This window comes from Actinomadura sp. K4S16, assembly GCF_008327685.1.
Classification (GTDB): domain Bacteria; phylum Actinomycetota; class Actinomycetes; order Streptosporangiales; family Streptosporangiaceae; genus Spirillospora.
Map to the genome: position 1 here is coordinate 69546 of NZ_BDDE01000010.1, position 16816 is coordinate 86361.

Consider the following 16816-nt stretch of genomic DNA (forward strand, 5'->3'; position numbering starts at 1 on the left):
TCGGACCGGGGAGAAGGGCGCCTGTCAGCCGGTGGTGTAGCAGGGGGCGTTCAGCTGGTAGCTCCGGGCTGTCGGGCCTGCCGCGAAGTCCGTCATCACCTTGATGCCGGTGAACTCGTGCTGGTCCGGCCTGCCGAGCACCGTCTGCCGGAAGGCCGAGGAGTTCGGGGAGCCGGAGGAGTTCCCGGCCTCGGCGGGCAGGATGCCCTCGTAGTCGACGAACCTGATGGAGCGCACGGCCTTCAGCAGCCCCTCGCGGCTCAGGTCCTTGTCCTCGATCGCCCGCTGAAGGGCGGCCTTCAGCGGGTAGGACAGGACCCATCCGGTGGTGTAGGCGTCGTCCGGTTCGACCCTGCCGACCGCCTGCCGCATCGCGGCGTGGCCGGGCGAATCGGTCGCGAACGGCTTCCACGGTGCGACCTGGATGTACCGCTCCTTCATCGCGTCGATCGCGGGGCTCTGCAGCAGGCCCTTCGACCACGTGGGGTTGTCGCCGATGAAATGCCCCGTGTAGCCGCCCCGGACGGTCTTGCCGATGATGGTCGCCGCGTCGACGGGGCTCGTGGTGAGGACGACGAGGTCGGGCTTCTTCCCGAGGATGGCCCGCACGGCCTCCTCCTGTTCCGCGCTGCTCTTGCCGGGCTGCCCCTGGGCAGTCGGCACGTCGGTGAAGGAGAGCCCGCGCGCCGCGGCGGCGATCCTCGCCCCGGCGGCCGCGTCGTCGCCGTAGTCCCCGGCGTAGTGGACCGCCATGACGCTCTTGGCCCTGAGGTGGTCGGCGCCGTAGTCGACGCCGTTCATCGCCTCGAAGCAGTACGAGGCTCCCGACTCCAGGATGTTGTCCTCGAACTCCCACTTCGACGTCCAGGACACGGGCAGCGCGACCATCGCGTCCGCCCGCAGGGAGCCGAGGATCGCGTCCGTCACCGGCGATCCGAGCGTCTGCGCCAGCGCGAGCACCTTGCCCTTGATCTCGTTGTAGGCCCTGGCCTGCACCCGCGGGTCGTAGTGGTTGTCGCGGACGTAGGTGACCACGTCGATGTCGTAGCCGGCGATGCCTCCCTGCCGGTTCACGCGGTCCCAGAAGGCGCGCTGCGCCCGGGTGACCGGGACCCCCAGCGCCTTGAAGGGCCCGTCGCTCAGATCCGACAGGGTGCCGAGGTAGATGCAGCCGTGCCCCTCGTTGACCGCGTGCGGGCAGGGCTCGCGGGTCACTCCCGGCGCGCTCGACGCGAGCAGGCCGTCCGAGTCGCCGCATCCGGCGGTCCCCAGCGTCGCCAGCAGCACGGCGCTCGCCAGCAGGGCCTTGACCCGCGGCAGGTCACAGCGCACGGAGACCATTGATCACTTCCTCCAGAAGACGCCGGTCGGCGGGCCCCGTCCGGGGCGCCGCCGGCCGCTGTACGGTCACCAGCCCGCGGTCCAGCAGGTCGCTCAGCAGCACGCGGACGACCCCGACCGGCAGCCGCAGGTCCGCCGCCAGGTCGACGACGGTCCGGGGCCGCAGGCAGCGTTCGAGGATCTGCTCGTCCTCCGGTCCGAGCGTCCGGGGGTCCGGCATCGGCACCTCGGCGGTGACGACCACCGCGATGAGGTCCAGCGCGGCGCCCCGCTGCCGTGTCCTGCCCCTCGCCACCGCGAAGGGGCGGACGACGGGCCCGGCCTGCTCGTCGACCCACAGTTCGTCCGGTTCCCCGGGCATTACTCACCGCCGGAGCCGGGCGGCGGCTGGGTCCCGGGGACGGCCGGGCCGGCGTCGCCGCCGGCTTCCGCCCGGCCGCGCCGCCAGCCGCTCTGCATCTCCGCCAGCAGGTGCCCGGCGGCCTCCGGGGGCCGGTCGACCGGTGCGGCGCCGCCCGGTTCGGGCGGTGCCTCGCGGAGCTGCGGGGCGAGGCTCCGCTGGCGCTGCCGCCTGGGCAGTCCGTGCTCGCCCTCGGCCTCCTGCCCGGTCTCCGCGCCGCTCTCCTCGCGGCCTCCCTCCAGGGCGAGCGGGTCCGGGGCGGGCGCCCCCTCGACAGCCGGGACCGGGCCGGGAGCAGACCGGGTCCGATGCCCCTCCCCGGCCGTCTCCGCCATGCCGGACACGGCGACCAGCGACCTGTGCTCGCCGGAGCCGTCCTCGGCGCTCCCCTCCCCCATGGCGGGCAGTTCGACGACGAGCTCGTGGGGGATGAGCACGATCGCGACGACGCCCCCGTAGGGCGAGGAGCGCAGGACCACCCTGATGCCGTGCCGGGCCGCGAGCCGCGCCACGACGAACAGCCCCAGCCGGACCGAGTCGTCGAAGTCGAGCTCGGGATCGGTGGCGAGCAGCCCGTTCAGCCGCTCCAGTTCCTCAGCGGAGAGCCCGAGCCCGCGGTCCTCGACCTCGATCGCGAAACCATGCGCGGCCTCCCCGCCGGTCACCCGGATCCTGGTGGTGGGCGGGGAGAACACGGCGGCGTTCTCGATCAGTTCGGCCAGCAGGTGGATGGTGTCGGCGACGGCGCGGCCGGACAGGGCCGTGCGTCCCATCGGCACGACCTCGACCCGGGTGTAGTCCGCCACCTCCGACGCCGCCGCGCGCGCGACGTCCATCAGCCGGACCGGGTGGCGCCAGCTCCGCCCGGACGGCCGTCCGGACAGGATGACCAGGCCCTCCGCGTGCCGGCGCATCCGGGTCGCCAGGTGGTCGAGCTCGAAGAGGGCCGCCAGGGCGTCCGGGTCCTCAGTGTCGCGCTCCATCCCTTCCAGGAGGCCGAGGAGGCGCTGCAGCAGGGACTGGTTCCGCCGCGCGAGGGTGAGGAAGACGTCGTTGATGCGCTTGTGCGCGGCCGCCTCGCTCTCCGACGCACGGACGACGGCCATGCGCGCCTCGGTGAACGCGGCGTCGATCCTGCCGATCTCGGTGACGGCGAACTCGGTCGCCGGCCCGGGGTCCTCCCCGGGCACGGGCTCCCCGCGGCGGGCCCGCTCGCTGATCGCCGGGATCCGGTCCCGGGTGAAGGCGGCGACCGCGTCGGCGATGCCGCGGCTCTCCCGGATCAGCCGGTGCCCCATCCGGACCGCGATGACGATGGCGGCCACCACGGCGAGTAGCCCGACGCCGCCGGCGAGCGCGAGGCGGAGCAGCACCGAGTCCGCCTTGTCGGCCGCCCGCGCCGCGGTGGCCGTGCGGATCCGGGACGAGAGCTCGGCCAGCTGGATGTCCACCGCCTCCGTGGAGGTGTGCCAGGCTCCGACGTCCACCGGCGGACGCCCCTCGGTGGGGCCCACCTGGATCAGCCGGCTCTCCAGCTGCTGGAACAGGCTGAACTCGGGCCCGGCGATGATCGCCTCGTACCGCCGGCGGTCGCCGTCGGCCAGGGCACCGGTCGAGTCGCCGTAGAGGAAGCGCCGGGTCCCGGCCAGTTCCACCAGCCACCGGTGCTCGTCCTCGCTCAGCCTTCCCGCCGTCAGCGCGCCGGTGATCAGCGCGTCCTCCCGCGACAGGCTCTCCCTCGCCCGCTCCAGGAGGTCGAGGACCCGCGTGTCGCGCAGGATGCGCTCGTCGGACGAGCGGGTCTCGTCGTAGATCTCGGCCGCCTGGTCGATGAACCCGGTGTAGCGGGCCAGGGCCTGCGCGCGGTTGATCTGCCGCCGGTCGACCGAGTCGCGGACGCTCTCCAGGTCGCTCAGGGAGGCGGCCAGATCGACCATCCGCCGCCGGGTCTCGGGGGTGGCCGCGCCGCGGATGGACGGGTCCGCGGCCGACCTGCGGAACGCCGCCCGGGTCCGGTCCGTCTTCGCCCGCTGGGCGTCGAAGCCCGACCGGCCGATGGTGGAATCGTCCCCGAGGTAGGACAGCGACATGCGCCGCTCGTCCTGCAGCGTGTCGATCATCGCGTCAGTCGGCCGGACGACCTTCTCGGTGAAGGTCCGCGACCGCGCCTGCCGCAGGGCGTCCCCGAGCGTGGTGGCCGCCGCGAAGGCCCACAGGGCGACCAGCGCGATGATCGGGGGGACGAGGAGGGTGACGATTCTCGTCCGGACCGAACGTGCTCGCCGCGCCATCACGCCTCCCGTCGCCGGCAGCGTCCGCGTCCCGCCGATCCGCGCTTGATCACTGTGACGCAGCTCACTTTTGCGCTGCCGAACGTAGCCCACCATGGCGAACCACTCGCCCTTTTTGCGCCATTGGCTTGGATTGTTACATTCGTGTTATTTGGCGATATGCCAGGTCAATGGCGCGATCCGGCCAGCGGTCCACCGGAGGCAAGGGGCCGCCGGACGCCTGGAGGTCCAATCCCGAGCCGGCCTCTCCGGCCATCGGGGGACCAGGACCGCGCCCGCGATCGGTTTCCCCGGATTGACCCGTGATTCCAGTCTCGAAATGCACCCGATCCAAGGTCTATCGGGTTCCTAGCGTGGTGGTCATGACGCATGAGAACGACCTCCGAACGGCAGCCGGCCGGAACGGACCGGCGCGCTTCCGGCGACCGGCCGCGGCACTGGCACTGCTGGCGTTCGCCCAGCTGATCGTTTCCCTGGACTACAACATCGTGTACGTGGCGCTGCCGGAGATCGGCTCTGAGCTGGCCTTCTCGGCGCAGACCCTGCAATGGGCGGTCAGCGCCTACGCGGTGGCCTTCGGCGGGTTCCTGCTGCTGGGCGGCCGCGCGGTCGACCTGTTCGGTCCGCGCCGCGTCTTCGTGGCCGGGCTGGCGCTGTACGCGGCGGCGTCGCTGGCGGGCGGGCTGGCCGGCTCCCCGGTGCCGCTGGTGGCGGCGCGAGCGGTGCAGGGCATGGGCGGGGCGCTGCTGTTCCCCGCCACGCTGACGCTGGTGTCCACGGGGTTCGCCGAGGGACGCGAACGCAACCGCGCCTTCGCGGTGTGGGGCACCGCCGGCGGCAGCGGCATGATCCTGGGCTCGCTGCTCGGGGGCGTGCTCACCCAGGCGTTCGGCTGGGCCGCCGTGTTCTACGTCAACGTGCCGCTGGCCGCCGCGGCGGCGCTGCTGGCGCTGCCGCTGGTCCCGCGCGGCACCGCCCGGCGGGCCGGCCGCGGGTTCGACGTGGCCGGCGCGCTGACCGCCACGGCCGGGACGACCCTGGTGGTGTTCGCCCTCGTCCAGGGGCCCGAGTCCGGCTGGGACGCGCCGTCCGTGGTGGGTGCGGCGGGGCTCGGCGCGGCGCTGCTGGGGGCGTTCGCCGCGATCGAGGCCCGCAGCACCGACCCGCTGCTGCCGCTGCGGCTGCTACGCGGCCGCGACCTGTCCACCGGGGCACTGGTCACGTTCCTGTACATGGGCACGTTCGGCACCCTGCTGTACTTCCTGAGCGTCCACTTCCAAGCCGTGCGCGGATACGACGCGCTGCACACCGGGCTGGCCTTCCTGGTCCCGATGGCCGCCATCGTCGCCGGATCCCAGATCGCCGGGCGTCTGGCGACGGCCCGCGGCCCGCGCACCGCGATGCTGGCGAGCCTGGCCGTGGGCGGCACCGGCACCCTCATCCTGGGCGCGAGCCTCGGCACCGGCAGTTCCTACCTGAGCCTGCTGCCCGGCCTGATCGTGCTGGGCGTCGGGCAGGGCGCGGGCTACACCCTGATGTTCGGCGCGGCCACCGCCGCCACCCCGAGCCACCAGCAGGGCATCGCCTCCGCGGTGGCCTCCACGACCCAGCAGGTCGGCGGTGCCGTCGGCCTCGCCGTCCTGGTCGCCATCGCCAACTCCCCCACCGAAGGCGTCACCGGACCCGCCCTGCGCGCGGCCACCGCCGACGGACTGCGGACCGCGGTGTTCGCCGCGGCCATCGGGATCGCCCTCACCATCGTGGCCGCTCTCAGGTTCACCCGCCGCCCCGAACCGTCCCCGACACCAACGACCGGCGAAGCGATCGAGCAAGCCGTCGCCTGATCCCGTAGGTCGGACGGGGATGCGCATGGCGGCGCTCCACGGAAGCCGTCTCCGTACTGAGCACGGATGCGCCTCGTGCCGGACCCCTGTCAGATGGAAGGCATGGACACCCGAGAGTTCGAGGTGAGGCGATGAGCGGTTCCGTCCGGCATCTGGTGGCCCGTGCACGGGACGAGGTGCGCAACATGTCGGTGCCAAAGGTCGCCGACGCGCTGGAGGGCGGCGGGGTGACGCTGGTCGATCTCCGCGAGCCCGACGAGGTCCGCCGCGAGGGCGCCATTCCGGGGGCGGTGGCGGCGCCCCGCGGAATGCTGGAGTTCTGGGCGGATCCTGCCAGCCCGTATCACCGCGAGGAGTTCGTCCCCTCCGCGCGGACGATCCTCTACTGCGCCTCCGGCGGCAGGTCGGCGCTGGCCGCGCAGACGCTGCAGGCACTCGGCTACACCGACGTCGCACACCTCGACGGCGGGCTGGCCGCGTGGAAGGAGCAGGGGCGGCCGGTCACCTTCGCGGCGGAACGGTGATGAAGGAGATCGGCTTCCTCGCCGCCCCTCCCCCGACCGACGAGGCGCGGCACATGTTCGACGAGGACGTCGCCGACACCGGCCACGTCATGAACACCTCCAGGCTGTGGGCCTACCGGCCCGACCTCGTCGCCGGGCTCTTCGAGCTGCTCCGGGAGGCCGGCACGGCGGCCGGGCTGAGCTTCCGGGAACGGGGCGTCCTCGTCGCGGCGTGCGCGTCGGCCGCCGGCGACTCGTACTGCTCGCTGGCCTGGGGCTCCCGGCTGGCGGAGGCGAGCGATGCGGGCACGGCCGCCGCCGTGCTCCGCGGCACCGACAATGGGCTGACCGCCCGGGAGCGGGCCATGGCCGGCTGGGTGCGGAAGGTCGCCGGCAGCCCCCACGCCACCGCGGGGGAAGACGTCCAGGAGTTGCGCGACGCCGGTTGGGACGATCCCGAGATCTTCGCGATCACGGTGTTCGCGGCCTTGCGCATCGCGTTCTCGACCGTCAACGGCGCGCTCGGCGCACGCCCTGATGCCGCCTTCCGCGCCACCGCTCCCCCGGCCGTCCTCGACGCCGTGACCTACGGCCGTCCGATCGAGGACGAGCCCTCGAAGCTCACCTGACGACTCCGATGAAAGTGGCCGTGATGGCGAACCCTCCGACTCCGTACCCGACCTCTGGTCAGCCGTATCAGCACCAGCCGCCGGTTCCGCCGCGCGCACGCAAGGGAAGGGCCGCAAAGCGCATCGCCGGGATGGTGCTCCTCCTCGCGATCATCGGTGCTCTCGTGCTCGTCCGGATTGCCACCAAGAACGCACCTGACGCGGCCAAGGCCGGGGACTGCGTCGCCCGGGACGGCGACAGCGTCAAGGTCGTGAGGTGCACCGACTCCAACGCCGCGTTCAAGGTGGTGGGCAAGGTCGAGAACAAGACGCAGGTTCAGTTCTCCGTCGGCTCGAGCACCATCTGCCGTCCCTTCCCGGGTGCCACGAGCGCCTTCTGGAAGGGCGAGGTCGGCGGCAAAGGCTATGTCCTGTGCCTCGGCCGCCTCACGGGGCCGTGACCGGACGATTTCTCGACCACTCGGGCACACGGTCGCGAAAGACAAGAACTACATGAGCGCGGCGGATTCCCTCACAGTGAGTGCAGGGCGGTGAGCGGGGTGCTTCGGCCGGTGGCAAGGGCCGTGGCGAACCCGGTGGGTCCTAGGTATTCGCGGAGGGCGGTCCGGAGCGGAGGCTCCGGGGTCTCGGTGGGCGTCGGGGCGAGATTCTCGGCGGCGCCCAGCAGGATCGCGGCGCGGTCGGGGCGTCCGGTCGCGTGGTCGGAGTCGGCGAGCAGGAGCAGGCTCGTCACGAGCACGTTCCGGTCGCCCAGGCCCACGGCGATCTCGAGGGCCTCGGCGAAGTGCCGCCGGGCCCGCCCGTGGTCGCCTGCCGAGGCCGCGGCGCCGCCGAGGCCGTGGAGGCACCGCGCCGCGCAGCGCAGGTCGCCGATCTGCCGGAACTCGGTGAGCAGCCGGGTGAACCGGGGTTCGGCGGCTGTGTGGTCCTCGCGCGCCTGGTCGAGCCGTGCGAGGGCGATCTCGGCGTGCAGGCGCTCGTGCTCGTTGCCGCCGGCCCCGGCCAGCCGGCCGGCCTCGGCCAGCCAGGTCGCGGCCTCGTCGAGACGGACGCGGTCCTCGATCGCGAGGTTGGCCATATGGAAGAGGCAATTGGAGCGTTTGACCGGGTTGTGGAGTCGGTCGAAGAGGTCGGCCGCCTCCGCCAGCCGGGTCAGGGCGGCCGGGGTGTCCGGCACGGCCAGGCCTAGGCGGAACAGCGCCAGAGCACGGTGCCAGTCGTCGTCCAGCCGCTCGAAGAGGGCGACGGCCCGTTCGAGGACCTCGAACTCGCTGCCCTGCGCCACCGCCGCCGCCCTCGACGTCCAGCCGAGGGCGAGGAGGGCCAGCGCCCGGTCGTGCTCCGAGGCGTTCTCGGCGCGCTCATACGCCTGCTCGGCGTAGGCCCGCGCCCGTTCGGTGTCCTGGTAGTCGAGCAGGAAGGCGCAGGTGATCGCGGCTCGGACGCCCAGGGAGCCCTGCGGGAGCGGGCGCTCGAGCAGCGTGTCGAGCCATTCGAAGAGCTCGCCGCGGGCGCCGAGCACCTCCCATCCGGTGCAGATGCCCGCGAGGAACTCCCACGCGAGGGTCGGCTCCGGCTGCTGGAGGGCCCACCGCATCCCGGCCCGCAGGTCCGCCCAGTGGCGCCCGAACCAGCGGAGCGCGGCGGCCTGGTCGCGCCCGCAGAGGCCGGTCAGCGCGGCCACGCCCTGCCCCAGGTGGTGGCGGGCGTGCTGCTCGCGTGCCGGTTCGGCGGCCCCGCTCGCCTCCAGTCGCCGGTGCGCGAACTGGCGGACGCTGTCCAGTAGCCAGTACTCGGTCGCCTGGTCCTGCCGGCGCCGCGAGATCAACGAGCGGTCCAGGAGGCGCGGGAAGACCTGGACGAGGACGGCCGGGCTCAGCGGCGGGTAGCCGAGGACCCGGGTCGCGGTGTCGTAGTCGAACGCCGCCGGGAACACCGAGCAGCGTTCGAACAGCAGCCGCTCCTCCCCGCTCAGGAGCTCGTAGCTCCAGTTCAGCGCCTCCTCCAGGGTGCGGTGCCGGGCCGGCGCTCCGCGCGCCCCGTCGGTCAGCACCGCGAACCGGTCGTCCAGCCGGGTCCGCAGCTCCGCCGCGGAGAACACGCGGGTCCGGGCGGCCGCGAGTTCGATCGCCAGCGGCAGGCCGTCCAGCCGGCGGCAGATCACCGCCACGTGCCGGGCGTTGTCCGAGGTGACCGCGAAGCTGGGCGAGACCGCGGCGGCGCGGTCGGCGAACAGCCGCGCGGACGCCGCGCTCAGCACGGCCGCCGGATCGTCCCCCTCCCCGGGGACCGGCAGCGGCGGGATCTCGTACACGACCTCCCCCGCCACCCGCAGCGGCCCGTGGCTGGTGGCCAGCACATGAAGGCCGCGGGTGGTGGCCAGCAGGTCCGCGAGGAGCGCCGCCGCACCGTCGGCCACATGCTCGCAGTTGTCGACGAGGAGCCAGTGCCGCCCTTTCGCGAGCGCGGCGCGAATCCGGGCGCGCGGGCGGCCCGGGTCCCCGGCGACGAGGCCGAGGGCGTCGGCGAACTCCCGTTCCCCGTTCTGCCCGCGCGGGACGCGGGCGAGGTCGACCAGGACGGCGGGCGGCAGGGCGGTCACCAGGTCCGCCAGTCGCAGCGCCAGCCGGGTCTTGCCGGTCCCGGCGGGCCCCGTCAGCGTCACCAGCCGGTTGGCGCCGACGAGCCGGCGCAGGTCGTCGATCTCCTTGTCCCGCCCGACGAACGAGGAGATCGGCTTGGGCCGGGGCGCGGCGTCCCGGAGCGCCTTCAGCCGCTCCGCCGCCTCGACCAGGACCTGCCGGTTCGGGGAGGCCTGCCGGTCCGCGCCGCCGAGCTTGCGGAGGAGGGCCGACACGTGGCTCTCCACGGTCCGTTCCGACACGTGCAGGGCGTCGGCGATCTCCCAGTTGTGCAGGCGGTCCCCGACGAGCCAGAAGATCTCCAGCTCACGGGGCGTCACCCCCGCCGCCCGCAGCTCGTCCGGAAACACGTCCGATCCCACCCTTGGAGTATCCCGTTCTCAGCGGGCGGATCCCCACAGGTTCACGAGGTCGGTGGACGGGAAGCGGTCGCGTACCGGGCTCGCAGGGTGGACTTCCTCACCTTGCCGGAGCCTGTGCGCGGCAGCTGCTCGACCAGGTGCACGTGGGACGGCACCTTGAAGGAGGCCAGGCGCTCGCGCAGGAAGGCGCGGAACTCGTCGGGCACGAGCGACGCCCCCGGGCGGACGACGACGAAGGCGGCCCCGGCCTCGCCCCACTTCTCGTCCGGGACGCCGACCACCGCGCACTCCGCGACGGCCGGATGGCCGGCGGCGACCGCTTCGACCTGGGCGGGGTAGACGTTCTCACCGCCGGAGATGTACATGTCCTTGAGCCGGTCCACGATCGTGAGGTGGCCGTCCTCGTCGCGGAAGGCCACGTCGCCGGAGCGGAACCAGCCGTCGGCGGTGAACGCGGCCGCGGTCGCCCCGGGGTCGTCCCAATAGCCGGGGGTGACGCTCGGCCCGCTGATCAGAACTTCGCCCGGTTCGCCGGGACCGGCCTCGGACAGGTCCGGGCGGACGACCTTGACGTCGGCGAAGAAGCACGGGGTGCCCGCGGAACCGGCCTTCTCGATGCTGCCTTCGGCGCCGAGGAAGGTGGCACCCGGTGCCGTCTCGGTCAGGCCGTAGCCTTGGCAGAACACGATGCCGCGCTCCTGATACGCGCGGATCAGCGACGTGGGGATCGGCGCGCCGCCCGACATGACGTGGCGCAGCGAGGACAGGTCGGCCGCGGCCCAACGCGGCGACTGGGCCAGCCCCGCGAACATCGCCGCGACGCCGAAGACCCATGTGACGCCGTGCTGCTCGATCGCGTCGAAGCAGCCGTCGACGTCCCAGCCCTCCATCAGCAGCGACGTGCCGCCCTTCATGAAGGTCGGCAGCAGCAGCTGGTTCAGGGCCGCCACATGGAAGAGGGGCGCGGCCACGAGCGCGACCTCGTCCTCGCGGATGTCCACGTCGACGAACATGTTGAAGGTGTTGAACGCCAGGTTGCCGTGGGTGAGGACGGCTCCCTTCGGCCGGCCGGTCGTGCCCGAGGTGTAGAGGATGAGCGCCGGGTCGTCGAGCCCGAGCGGGACGTCGATGGGCTCGGTCGCTCCGCCGGCGAGGAGGCCCTCGTACTCCGAGGCCAGCGGCACCCTGGCTCCCGTGTACGACTCCAGTCCGCCGAGCGCCGCGTCGCACTCGGGCGCGTGGATCAGCATCTCGGTCCCGGACTGCCCCAGCATGTAGTCGAGTTCGGGGGCGGCGAGCCGGAAGTTCAGCGGCACGAAGACCGCGCCCAGCAGGTGGGCCGCGAACATCGACTCGACGAACGCGGGATGGTTGTGGCCGAGGTAGGCGACGCGGGCGCCTTTCTCGACGCCCCTTTCCGCGAGGGCGTGCGCCAGCCGGGTCGACCGTTCGGCGACCTCGCCGAAGGTGATCTCCCGGTCCCGGTAGCGCAGCGCGACCCGCTCCGGTGCGCGCCGCGCCCTGCGCATGGGCCACGAGCCCGTTCCCAGGTTCAGCATCTCGTCCCCCTATCCGGACCTCGGCCACGGACGGGAGCCATGGCCGAGTCACCGCCACGCGTCCTTGTCCCGTCCAACCCGGTGGCGGTGGTCATCAGTGCTCCTCGCCGGCGCTGAGGCCGAGCAGGCGGGCGGCGTTCTCCTTGAGGATCTTGGGTCGTACCTCCGGCTTGATCTCGAGCGCGCCGAAGTCGGAGAGCCAGCGGTCCGGGGTGATGACGGGGTAGTCGGAGCCGAACAGCACCTTGTCCTTGAGAAGGGTGTTGGCATAGCGGACGAGTTGCGGCGGGAAGTACTTCGGCGACCAGCCCGACAGGTCGATGTACACGTAGGGCTTGTGCGTGGCGACCGCCAGGGCCTCGTCCTGCCAGGGGAACGAGGGGTGCGCGAGGATGATCCGCAGGTCGGGGAAGTCCACCGCGACGTCGTCGACCAGCATCGGATTCGAGTACTTGAGCCGGATGCCGCCGCCGCCCGGCACTCCCGCGCCGATGCCGGTCTGACCGGTGTGGAACAGCGCCGGGACGCCCAGTTCCTCGATCGCCTCGTACAGCGGGTAGGCGAGCGGGTCGTCGGGGGCGAAGCCCTGGATGCTCGGGTGGAACTTAAACCCGCGCACACCGTGCTCCTCGACCAGGCGGCGGGCCTCGCGCACGCCGGCCCTTCCCTTGTGCGGGTCGACGCTCGCGAACGGGATGAGGACGTCGGGATGCTCGGCACAGCTCTCGGCGACCTCCTCGTTGGAGATGCGCGGCCACCCGGTGGCGTGCTCGGCGTCCACGGTGAACACCACCGCGGCCAGCCTCCGCTCCCGGTAATGGGCGGCCATCTCCTCGATCGTCGGCTGCCGGTGCCCGTGCGCCTTGAAGTACTTCTCCGAGGCCCCGAGCAGTTCCGGGCTCAGCGACGCGTGCCCGTCCCTGGACACCTCGGCGTGGGTGTGGACGTCGATCGCGATCAGCTCGTCGACGTCGATGGCGAGGCCCGCCACGTCAGGGCCCTTCGCCACAGGCCACTCCGAGCCCGCTCACGCACGCGGCTCCGCCGTCCGGCCGCACGCCGTCACCCCTCCCCTACCGGCAGGATTCCTGTCACTTCGCAGTGTCATGTCGCTGCTCTACATGGTCAACCCGCTGGAACCGGCCATGCGCTCCGGCCTGAACGAGATCGTCCGACCGGCGGGCATCACGGCGCTGCGGTACACGGCCCTCACCGTCCTGGAACGGCACGACGGGCTGTCCACCGCCCAGCTCGCCCGCGACTCGTTCGTCACGGCCCAGTCGACGGCCGACATGGTGCGCACCCTGGAGGCCCGCGGCTTCATCGAACGCGAGCGCAATCCCACCAACCGCCGGGAGTTGACCATCCACCTCACCGGCTCCGGCCGCGCGCTGCTGGCCGCCCTCGCCGAGCCGGTCCGCCGACTGGAGGAGCGCATGATCGACGACCTGTCGCCAAGACAGGAGGAGCAGTTCCGCCGAGCACTGTCCCGAGCCTGGCGCGCCCTCTCCTGAACGCAGCGTACGAGTCGCCGCCTCATCGGCGGCAAAGCATGGAGGATTGGGCCCATGGAACCTGTCGCCGAGTGCCTCGCATGCGATCTTCTTTCCGGGGTCCGTCCTCTTCCGGGAGGCCGTCTGGCGGAGTGGTCGGGTTGGGTCGTCGAGCACTCGGTGGGCCCGCTCGGACTGGGAACGCTGGTGGTCAAGCCGGTGCGGCACGTCGTCCATGTCGCCGAGTTGAACGATGTCGAGAGTGCGGCCCTGGGGCCGTTGCTCCAGCGGGTGGCCGCAGCGGTGACGAAGGCCGTCCAGCCGGAGCAGGTCTATGTGTGCCTCTGGTCCCATGCAAATGCCGTGCCGGGTCACCTGCATTTCGTGGTCCAGCCTGCGGTGAAGGCCGACATGGCCCGGTTCGACGCGTTCGGGCCCGCACTGCAGATGGCGATGTTCCGCGAAGGGGCGGTGCCGGACGAGACCGAGGTGGAAGCGGTGTGCAGGCGGCTTCGAGCCGTCTTGTCCTGCTCGCTGGACGAAGCGTGAGACAGCGCCCCAGTCGAGCGCACGCAGCAGCACAGCGGTCCGCGCGCCGCCCGAACCGCCCCCGGCGCCTGCTCCCCCTCCCCTGCCGTACCGGGCCTGCAACCGGCACGTCGGTTCCAGCGAGGGAATGTGGACTTTCGTTTCGTCCGGCACCTCATCGTCGTAAGGAATCGCGCTATATTCCCTATCGGAGACCATGAGGTCTCGTTATGTCCCGTCCGTTGCAGGGGGCTGCACCGGACGCGATCGACCGTCCCGGGTGACGCGGCCGCCTTGCGGAAGGCGGGCCGGGCTCGCTTCGGCAATAACTTGATCTTGAGCGGAGGCGCACGTGGCCGAGGGTGGTTCGACACCGGAGATCGATCTCACTCGGCCGAGCGTCGCTCGCATGTACGACTACTACCTCAACGGGAAAGACAACTACCAGGTCGACCGGGAGGCCGCGGAACGGGTCGCGCGGGCCATGCCGGAGATCGGCGAGCTCGCCAAGGAGAACCGCTCCTTCCTGCGGCGCTCCGTGCGGTACATGGCGCGCCGGGGAATCCGGCAGTTCCTGGACATCGGCTCCGGGCTGCCGACCGTCGGCAACACCCACGAGATAGCCCACGAGATCATCCCGGACGCCCGCGTCGTGTACGTCGACAGCGATCCGGTGGTCCTGGTGCACGGGCGCGCGCTCCTCGCGACCAACGAGTTCACCACGGTCGCCCAGGCCGACATGCGCCGGCCCGCCGACGTCCTCGACCACGCGAGGAGCACGGGCCTGATCGACTTCACTGCCCCGGTCGGCGTGCTGATGATCGCCATGACCCACTTCCTCACCCTGGAGGAGCGGGAGGGCGTCATGGCCCCCCTGCGCGAGGCCCTGGCGCCGGGCAGCCACCTGGCCGCGACGCATGTGACGACGGAAGGGCACGCCCCGGCGGCCGTCGACCAGATCGAGAACGCCTACGCGGCCACCCCCACCCCCATCTACTTCCGCAACAGGTCAGACATCGCGCTTTTCTTCGACGGCTTCGAACTCGTCGATCCGGGCCTGGTCACCATCGACACCTGGAACCCCGAAGACGACGAAACAGACAAACCAGCCAAGCAGGTCGGCAAATGGCTCTACGGCGGCATCGGCCGCCTAAGCTGAATTCCGCGGCGGTGGTGGGGTCAGATGACGCCGGATTCGGTCAGCCAGCGCCATAGTTCGTCCTGGTGGACGACCTTGACTCCCAGTTTCTCGGCCTTGCCGGTCTTTGAGGCGCCGACGTTGTCTCCGGCCAGCAGGTAGTCGGTGTTGGCCGAGACCGACGAGGCGGTCGTGGCCGCGGCCTGCTCGACCAGGCGCGTGACGTCCGGCCGGCTGATCTTCGCGCCCGAGCGCGGGTCGGTGAACGCGCCGGTGATGACGACCGACCTGCCCTTGAGCGGCGAGTCGCCGGCGGCGGCCGCGTCGACCGGCCGGTCCTCGTCCAGGACGTCGAGGTCGACGCCGCGCTCGCGCAGCGCGGCGATCTCCTCCAGGACGTCCGGGCGGGCGAAGAAGGCCACGACGCTCTCGGCGACCTTCGGTCCGATGTCGCGGATCGCCACCAGGTCCTCGGCCGTCGCCGCCGCGACGTCCTCGATGCGCTCGTAGCCGGCCAGGCACAGGCGCTTGGCCGTGCCCTCGGAGGCCATCGGGATCGCCAGCCCGATCAGCGCGCGCCGCAGCCCCATCCCCTTGGACGACGCGATCGAGTCGACCATGTTCCCGGCGCTGACCTCGCCCATCCGCTCGTAGTCGAGCAGCTGCTCGGCCGTCAGGTCGTAGAAGTCGCTGCGGCGCTTGAGCACGCCGTCCTCGGCGAGCTTCTCGATCCAGACGTCGCCGACGCCCTCCATGTCGGCCGCCGGGCGCGAGGCCCAGTGCATCAGCCGGCGCGTCGCCTGCGCCGGGCACTGCAGGTTCACGCACCAGCGCTCCTCGCCGGTGCCGCGGACCTCCAGTTCGGAGCCGCACGACGGGCAGTGCGTCGGCGGGACGATCTCGACCTCGCTCCCGTCGCGCCGCTCCGGCAGCGAGCGGCCCGCGAACGGGATGACGTCGCCGCGCCGCACGACCGCCACCGTGTCGCCGATCCGCAGGTCGCGCTCGCGGATCAGCCGGGGGTTGTGCAGGGTGATGTTCTCCACCGTCACACCGCCGACGAACACGGGCGCCACCTTGGCGCGCGGCGGCACGCGGCCGATCTTGCCGACCGGCCACTCGACCGACAGCAGCGTCGTCAGCTTCTCCTCCGGCGGGTACTTGAACGCGATCGCTCCGCGCGGCTCGGCGCTGTTGAAGCCGGCCGCGTCGAACGCCGCCGGCTCGTGCAGCCGCACGACCGCGCCGTCGATGTCGTAGTCCAGGCCGTCACGGCGGCCGCCGATCTCGTGGATCGCGTCCATCACCTGCTCGGCACTGCCGCCCAGGTACTGGGCGACCGGCTCGAAGCCCGCAGGGACCTCGATCGCGACGCCTCCGCGGTCGGCGCCGAACGCGAAGAACCGCAGCAGCCGCTTGGCCTTCGCCGCGGCCTCCGGGTCCTTCAGGACCAGCGTCCCGGCGGCGCCCGACCGGGGGTTGGTCAGCGTCCGCTCCGGGTGCGCCTCGTTGTAGGCCGCCCACACCGACCGCAGCATCACCGCCTCGCCGCGGACCTCCACGCGCCCGGGCTCCTCGATCTCGGTCGGCAGGCCGGGGATCACGTGGCGCACCTTCTCGGTCACCAGCTCGCCGACCGTGCCGGTGCCGCGCGTCGCGACGTGGTCGAGCCTCCCGTCGGTGTAGACGACGCTGAGCGAGAGGCCGTCGAGCTTCTCCGACACGCGGAAGACCTGGCCGCCGAACCGTTCGCAGAACGCGCGGATCTGCTCCTCGCTCGTCGCCTTCGCCAGCGAGAGCATCGGGCGCGCATGGCGCACGGTCGGCCCCGTCAGCTCCGCCGGCGCGTTGACCTTGCCGAGGGGGCTGTCGGCGGGCTCGAGTTCCGGGTGCTCGGCGACGAGCGCCGCCAGCTCGTCCTTCAGCGCGTCGTAGTCGGCGTCCGGCAGCGGGCTGTCGCCGGCGCCGTAGTACAGGTCGTTCAGCCGCTTGACCTGGGCGGTCAGCTCGGCGATGCGCTCTCCAACGTCCACGCCTCGATTAAACGCGATGGCACCGACAGTCCGCTCCGCCCGAGCCCCGGCCC

Annotated in this window: 14 protein-coding genes; 7 read left to right on the forward strand and 7 right to left on the reverse strand. The window is 72.2% G+C overall.

All coding sequences use genetic code 11. The features are described from left to right. Positions 1-24: 24 nt before the first annotated feature. From K4S16_RS01085 to K4S16_RS01095, 3 genes are read right to left on the reverse strand one after another with little or no spacing between them, the layout of a single operon-like run. Positions 25-1341, reverse strand: a complete 1317-nt coding sequence (locus K4S16_RS01085) for an ABC transporter substrate-binding protein (RefSeq protein ID WP_149256920.1) — start codon at positions 1339-1341, stop codon at positions 25-27. After that, entirely contained in the window at positions 1322-1702 is a 381-nt protein-coding gene (locus K4S16_RS01090) for a DUF742 domain-containing protein (protein WP_149256921.1), read from the reverse strand. Before K4S16_RS01090 ends, K4S16_RS01085 begins: the two co-directional genes overlap by 20 nt. Next, on the reverse strand, positions 1702-4032 hold the full coding sequence (locus K4S16_RS01095) for an ATP-binding protein (protein WP_160160832.1): 2331 nt from the start codon (positions 4030-4032) through the stop codon (positions 1702-1704). The genes K4S16_RS01090 and K4S16_RS01095 overlap by 1 nt, the downstream gene beginning before the upstream one ends. Before the next feature lie 362 nt (positions 4033-4394). Between K4S16_RS01095 and K4S16_RS01100 the strand changes: the two genes are divergently transcribed. The 4 genes from K4S16_RS01100 (at position 4395) to K4S16_RS01115 (ending at position 7448) form a co-directional block, all read left to right on the forward strand. Further along, the gene (locus K4S16_RS01100; protein ID WP_149256923.1) at positions 4395-5876 is read left to right on the forward strand and encodes an MFS transporter; all 1482 of its coding nucleotides are present in this window, start codon (positions 4395-4397) and stop codon (positions 5874-5876) included. A gap of 131 nt (positions 5877-6007) precedes the next feature. Continuing rightward, entirely contained in the window at positions 6008-6400 is a 393-nt protein-coding gene (locus K4S16_RS01105; RefSeq protein WP_149256924.1) for a rhodanese-like domain-containing protein, read from the forward strand. Next, positions 6400-7008 (forward strand): carboxymuconolactone decarboxylase family protein, encoded by a 609-nt coding sequence (locus K4S16_RS01110; protein WP_149256925.1) that lies wholly within the window; start codon positions 6400-6402, stop codon positions 7006-7008. The genes K4S16_RS01105 and K4S16_RS01110 overlap by 1 nt, the downstream gene beginning before the upstream one ends. Before the next feature lie 23 nt (positions 7009-7031). Beyond that, positions 7032-7448, forward strand: a complete 417-nt coding sequence (locus K4S16_RS01115; RefSeq protein WP_149256926.1) for a hypothetical protein — start codon at positions 7032-7034, stop codon at positions 7446-7448. Between the two features lie 71 nt (positions 7449-7519). On the opposite strand, the gene K4S16_RS01120 is transcribed toward K4S16_RS01115, so the two are convergent. From K4S16_RS01120 to K4S16_RS01130, 3 genes are all read right to left on the reverse strand, one after another. Next, positions 7520-10012, reverse strand: a complete 2493-nt coding sequence (locus tag K4S16_RS01120) for a tetratricopeptide repeat protein (RefSeq protein WP_149256927.1) — start codon at positions 10010-10012, stop codon at positions 7520-7522. 41 nt (positions 10013-10053) lie between these two features. Next, complete coding sequence (locus tag K4S16_RS01125) at positions 10054-11571, reverse strand: long-chain fatty acid--CoA ligase (protein ID WP_149256928.1); 1518 nt, start codon at positions 11569-11571, stop codon at positions 10054-10056. Between the two features lie 94 nt (positions 11572-11665). After that, entirely contained in the window at positions 11666-12580 is a 915-nt protein-coding gene (locus tag K4S16_RS01130; RefSeq protein WP_375708316.1) for an amidohydrolase family protein, read from the reverse strand. A 97-nt stretch (positions 12581-12677) separates the two neighbouring features. Between K4S16_RS01130 and K4S16_RS01135 the strand changes: the two genes are divergently transcribed. The 3 genes from K4S16_RS01135 (at position 12678) to K4S16_RS01145 (ending at position 14751) form a co-directional block, all read left to right on the forward strand. Next, entirely contained in the window at positions 12678-13085 is a 408-nt protein-coding gene (locus K4S16_RS01135) for a MarR family winged helix-turn-helix transcriptional regulator (protein ID WP_200841625.1), read from the forward strand. Between the two features lie 54 nt (positions 13086-13139). Continuing rightward, positions 13140-13613 (forward strand): HIT family protein, encoded by a 474-nt coding sequence (locus K4S16_RS01140; RefSeq protein ID WP_149256929.1) that lies wholly within the window; start codon positions 13140-13142, stop codon positions 13611-13613. 331 nt (positions 13614-13944) lie between these two features. Continuing rightward, positions 13945-14751 (forward strand): SAM-dependent methyltransferase, encoded by an 807-nt coding sequence (locus K4S16_RS01145; RefSeq protein ID WP_268843207.1) that lies wholly within the window; start codon positions 13945-13947, stop codon positions 14749-14751. 20 nt (positions 14752-14771) lie between these two features. Here K4S16_RS01145 and ligA read toward each other — a convergent pair whose 3' ends face one another. After that, positions 14772-16763, reverse strand: a complete 1992-nt coding sequence (ligA, locus tag K4S16_RS01150; RefSeq protein ID WP_149256931.1) for an NAD-dependent DNA ligase LigA — start codon at positions 16761-16763, stop codon at positions 14772-14774. Positions 16764-16816: the final 53 nt, after the last annotated feature.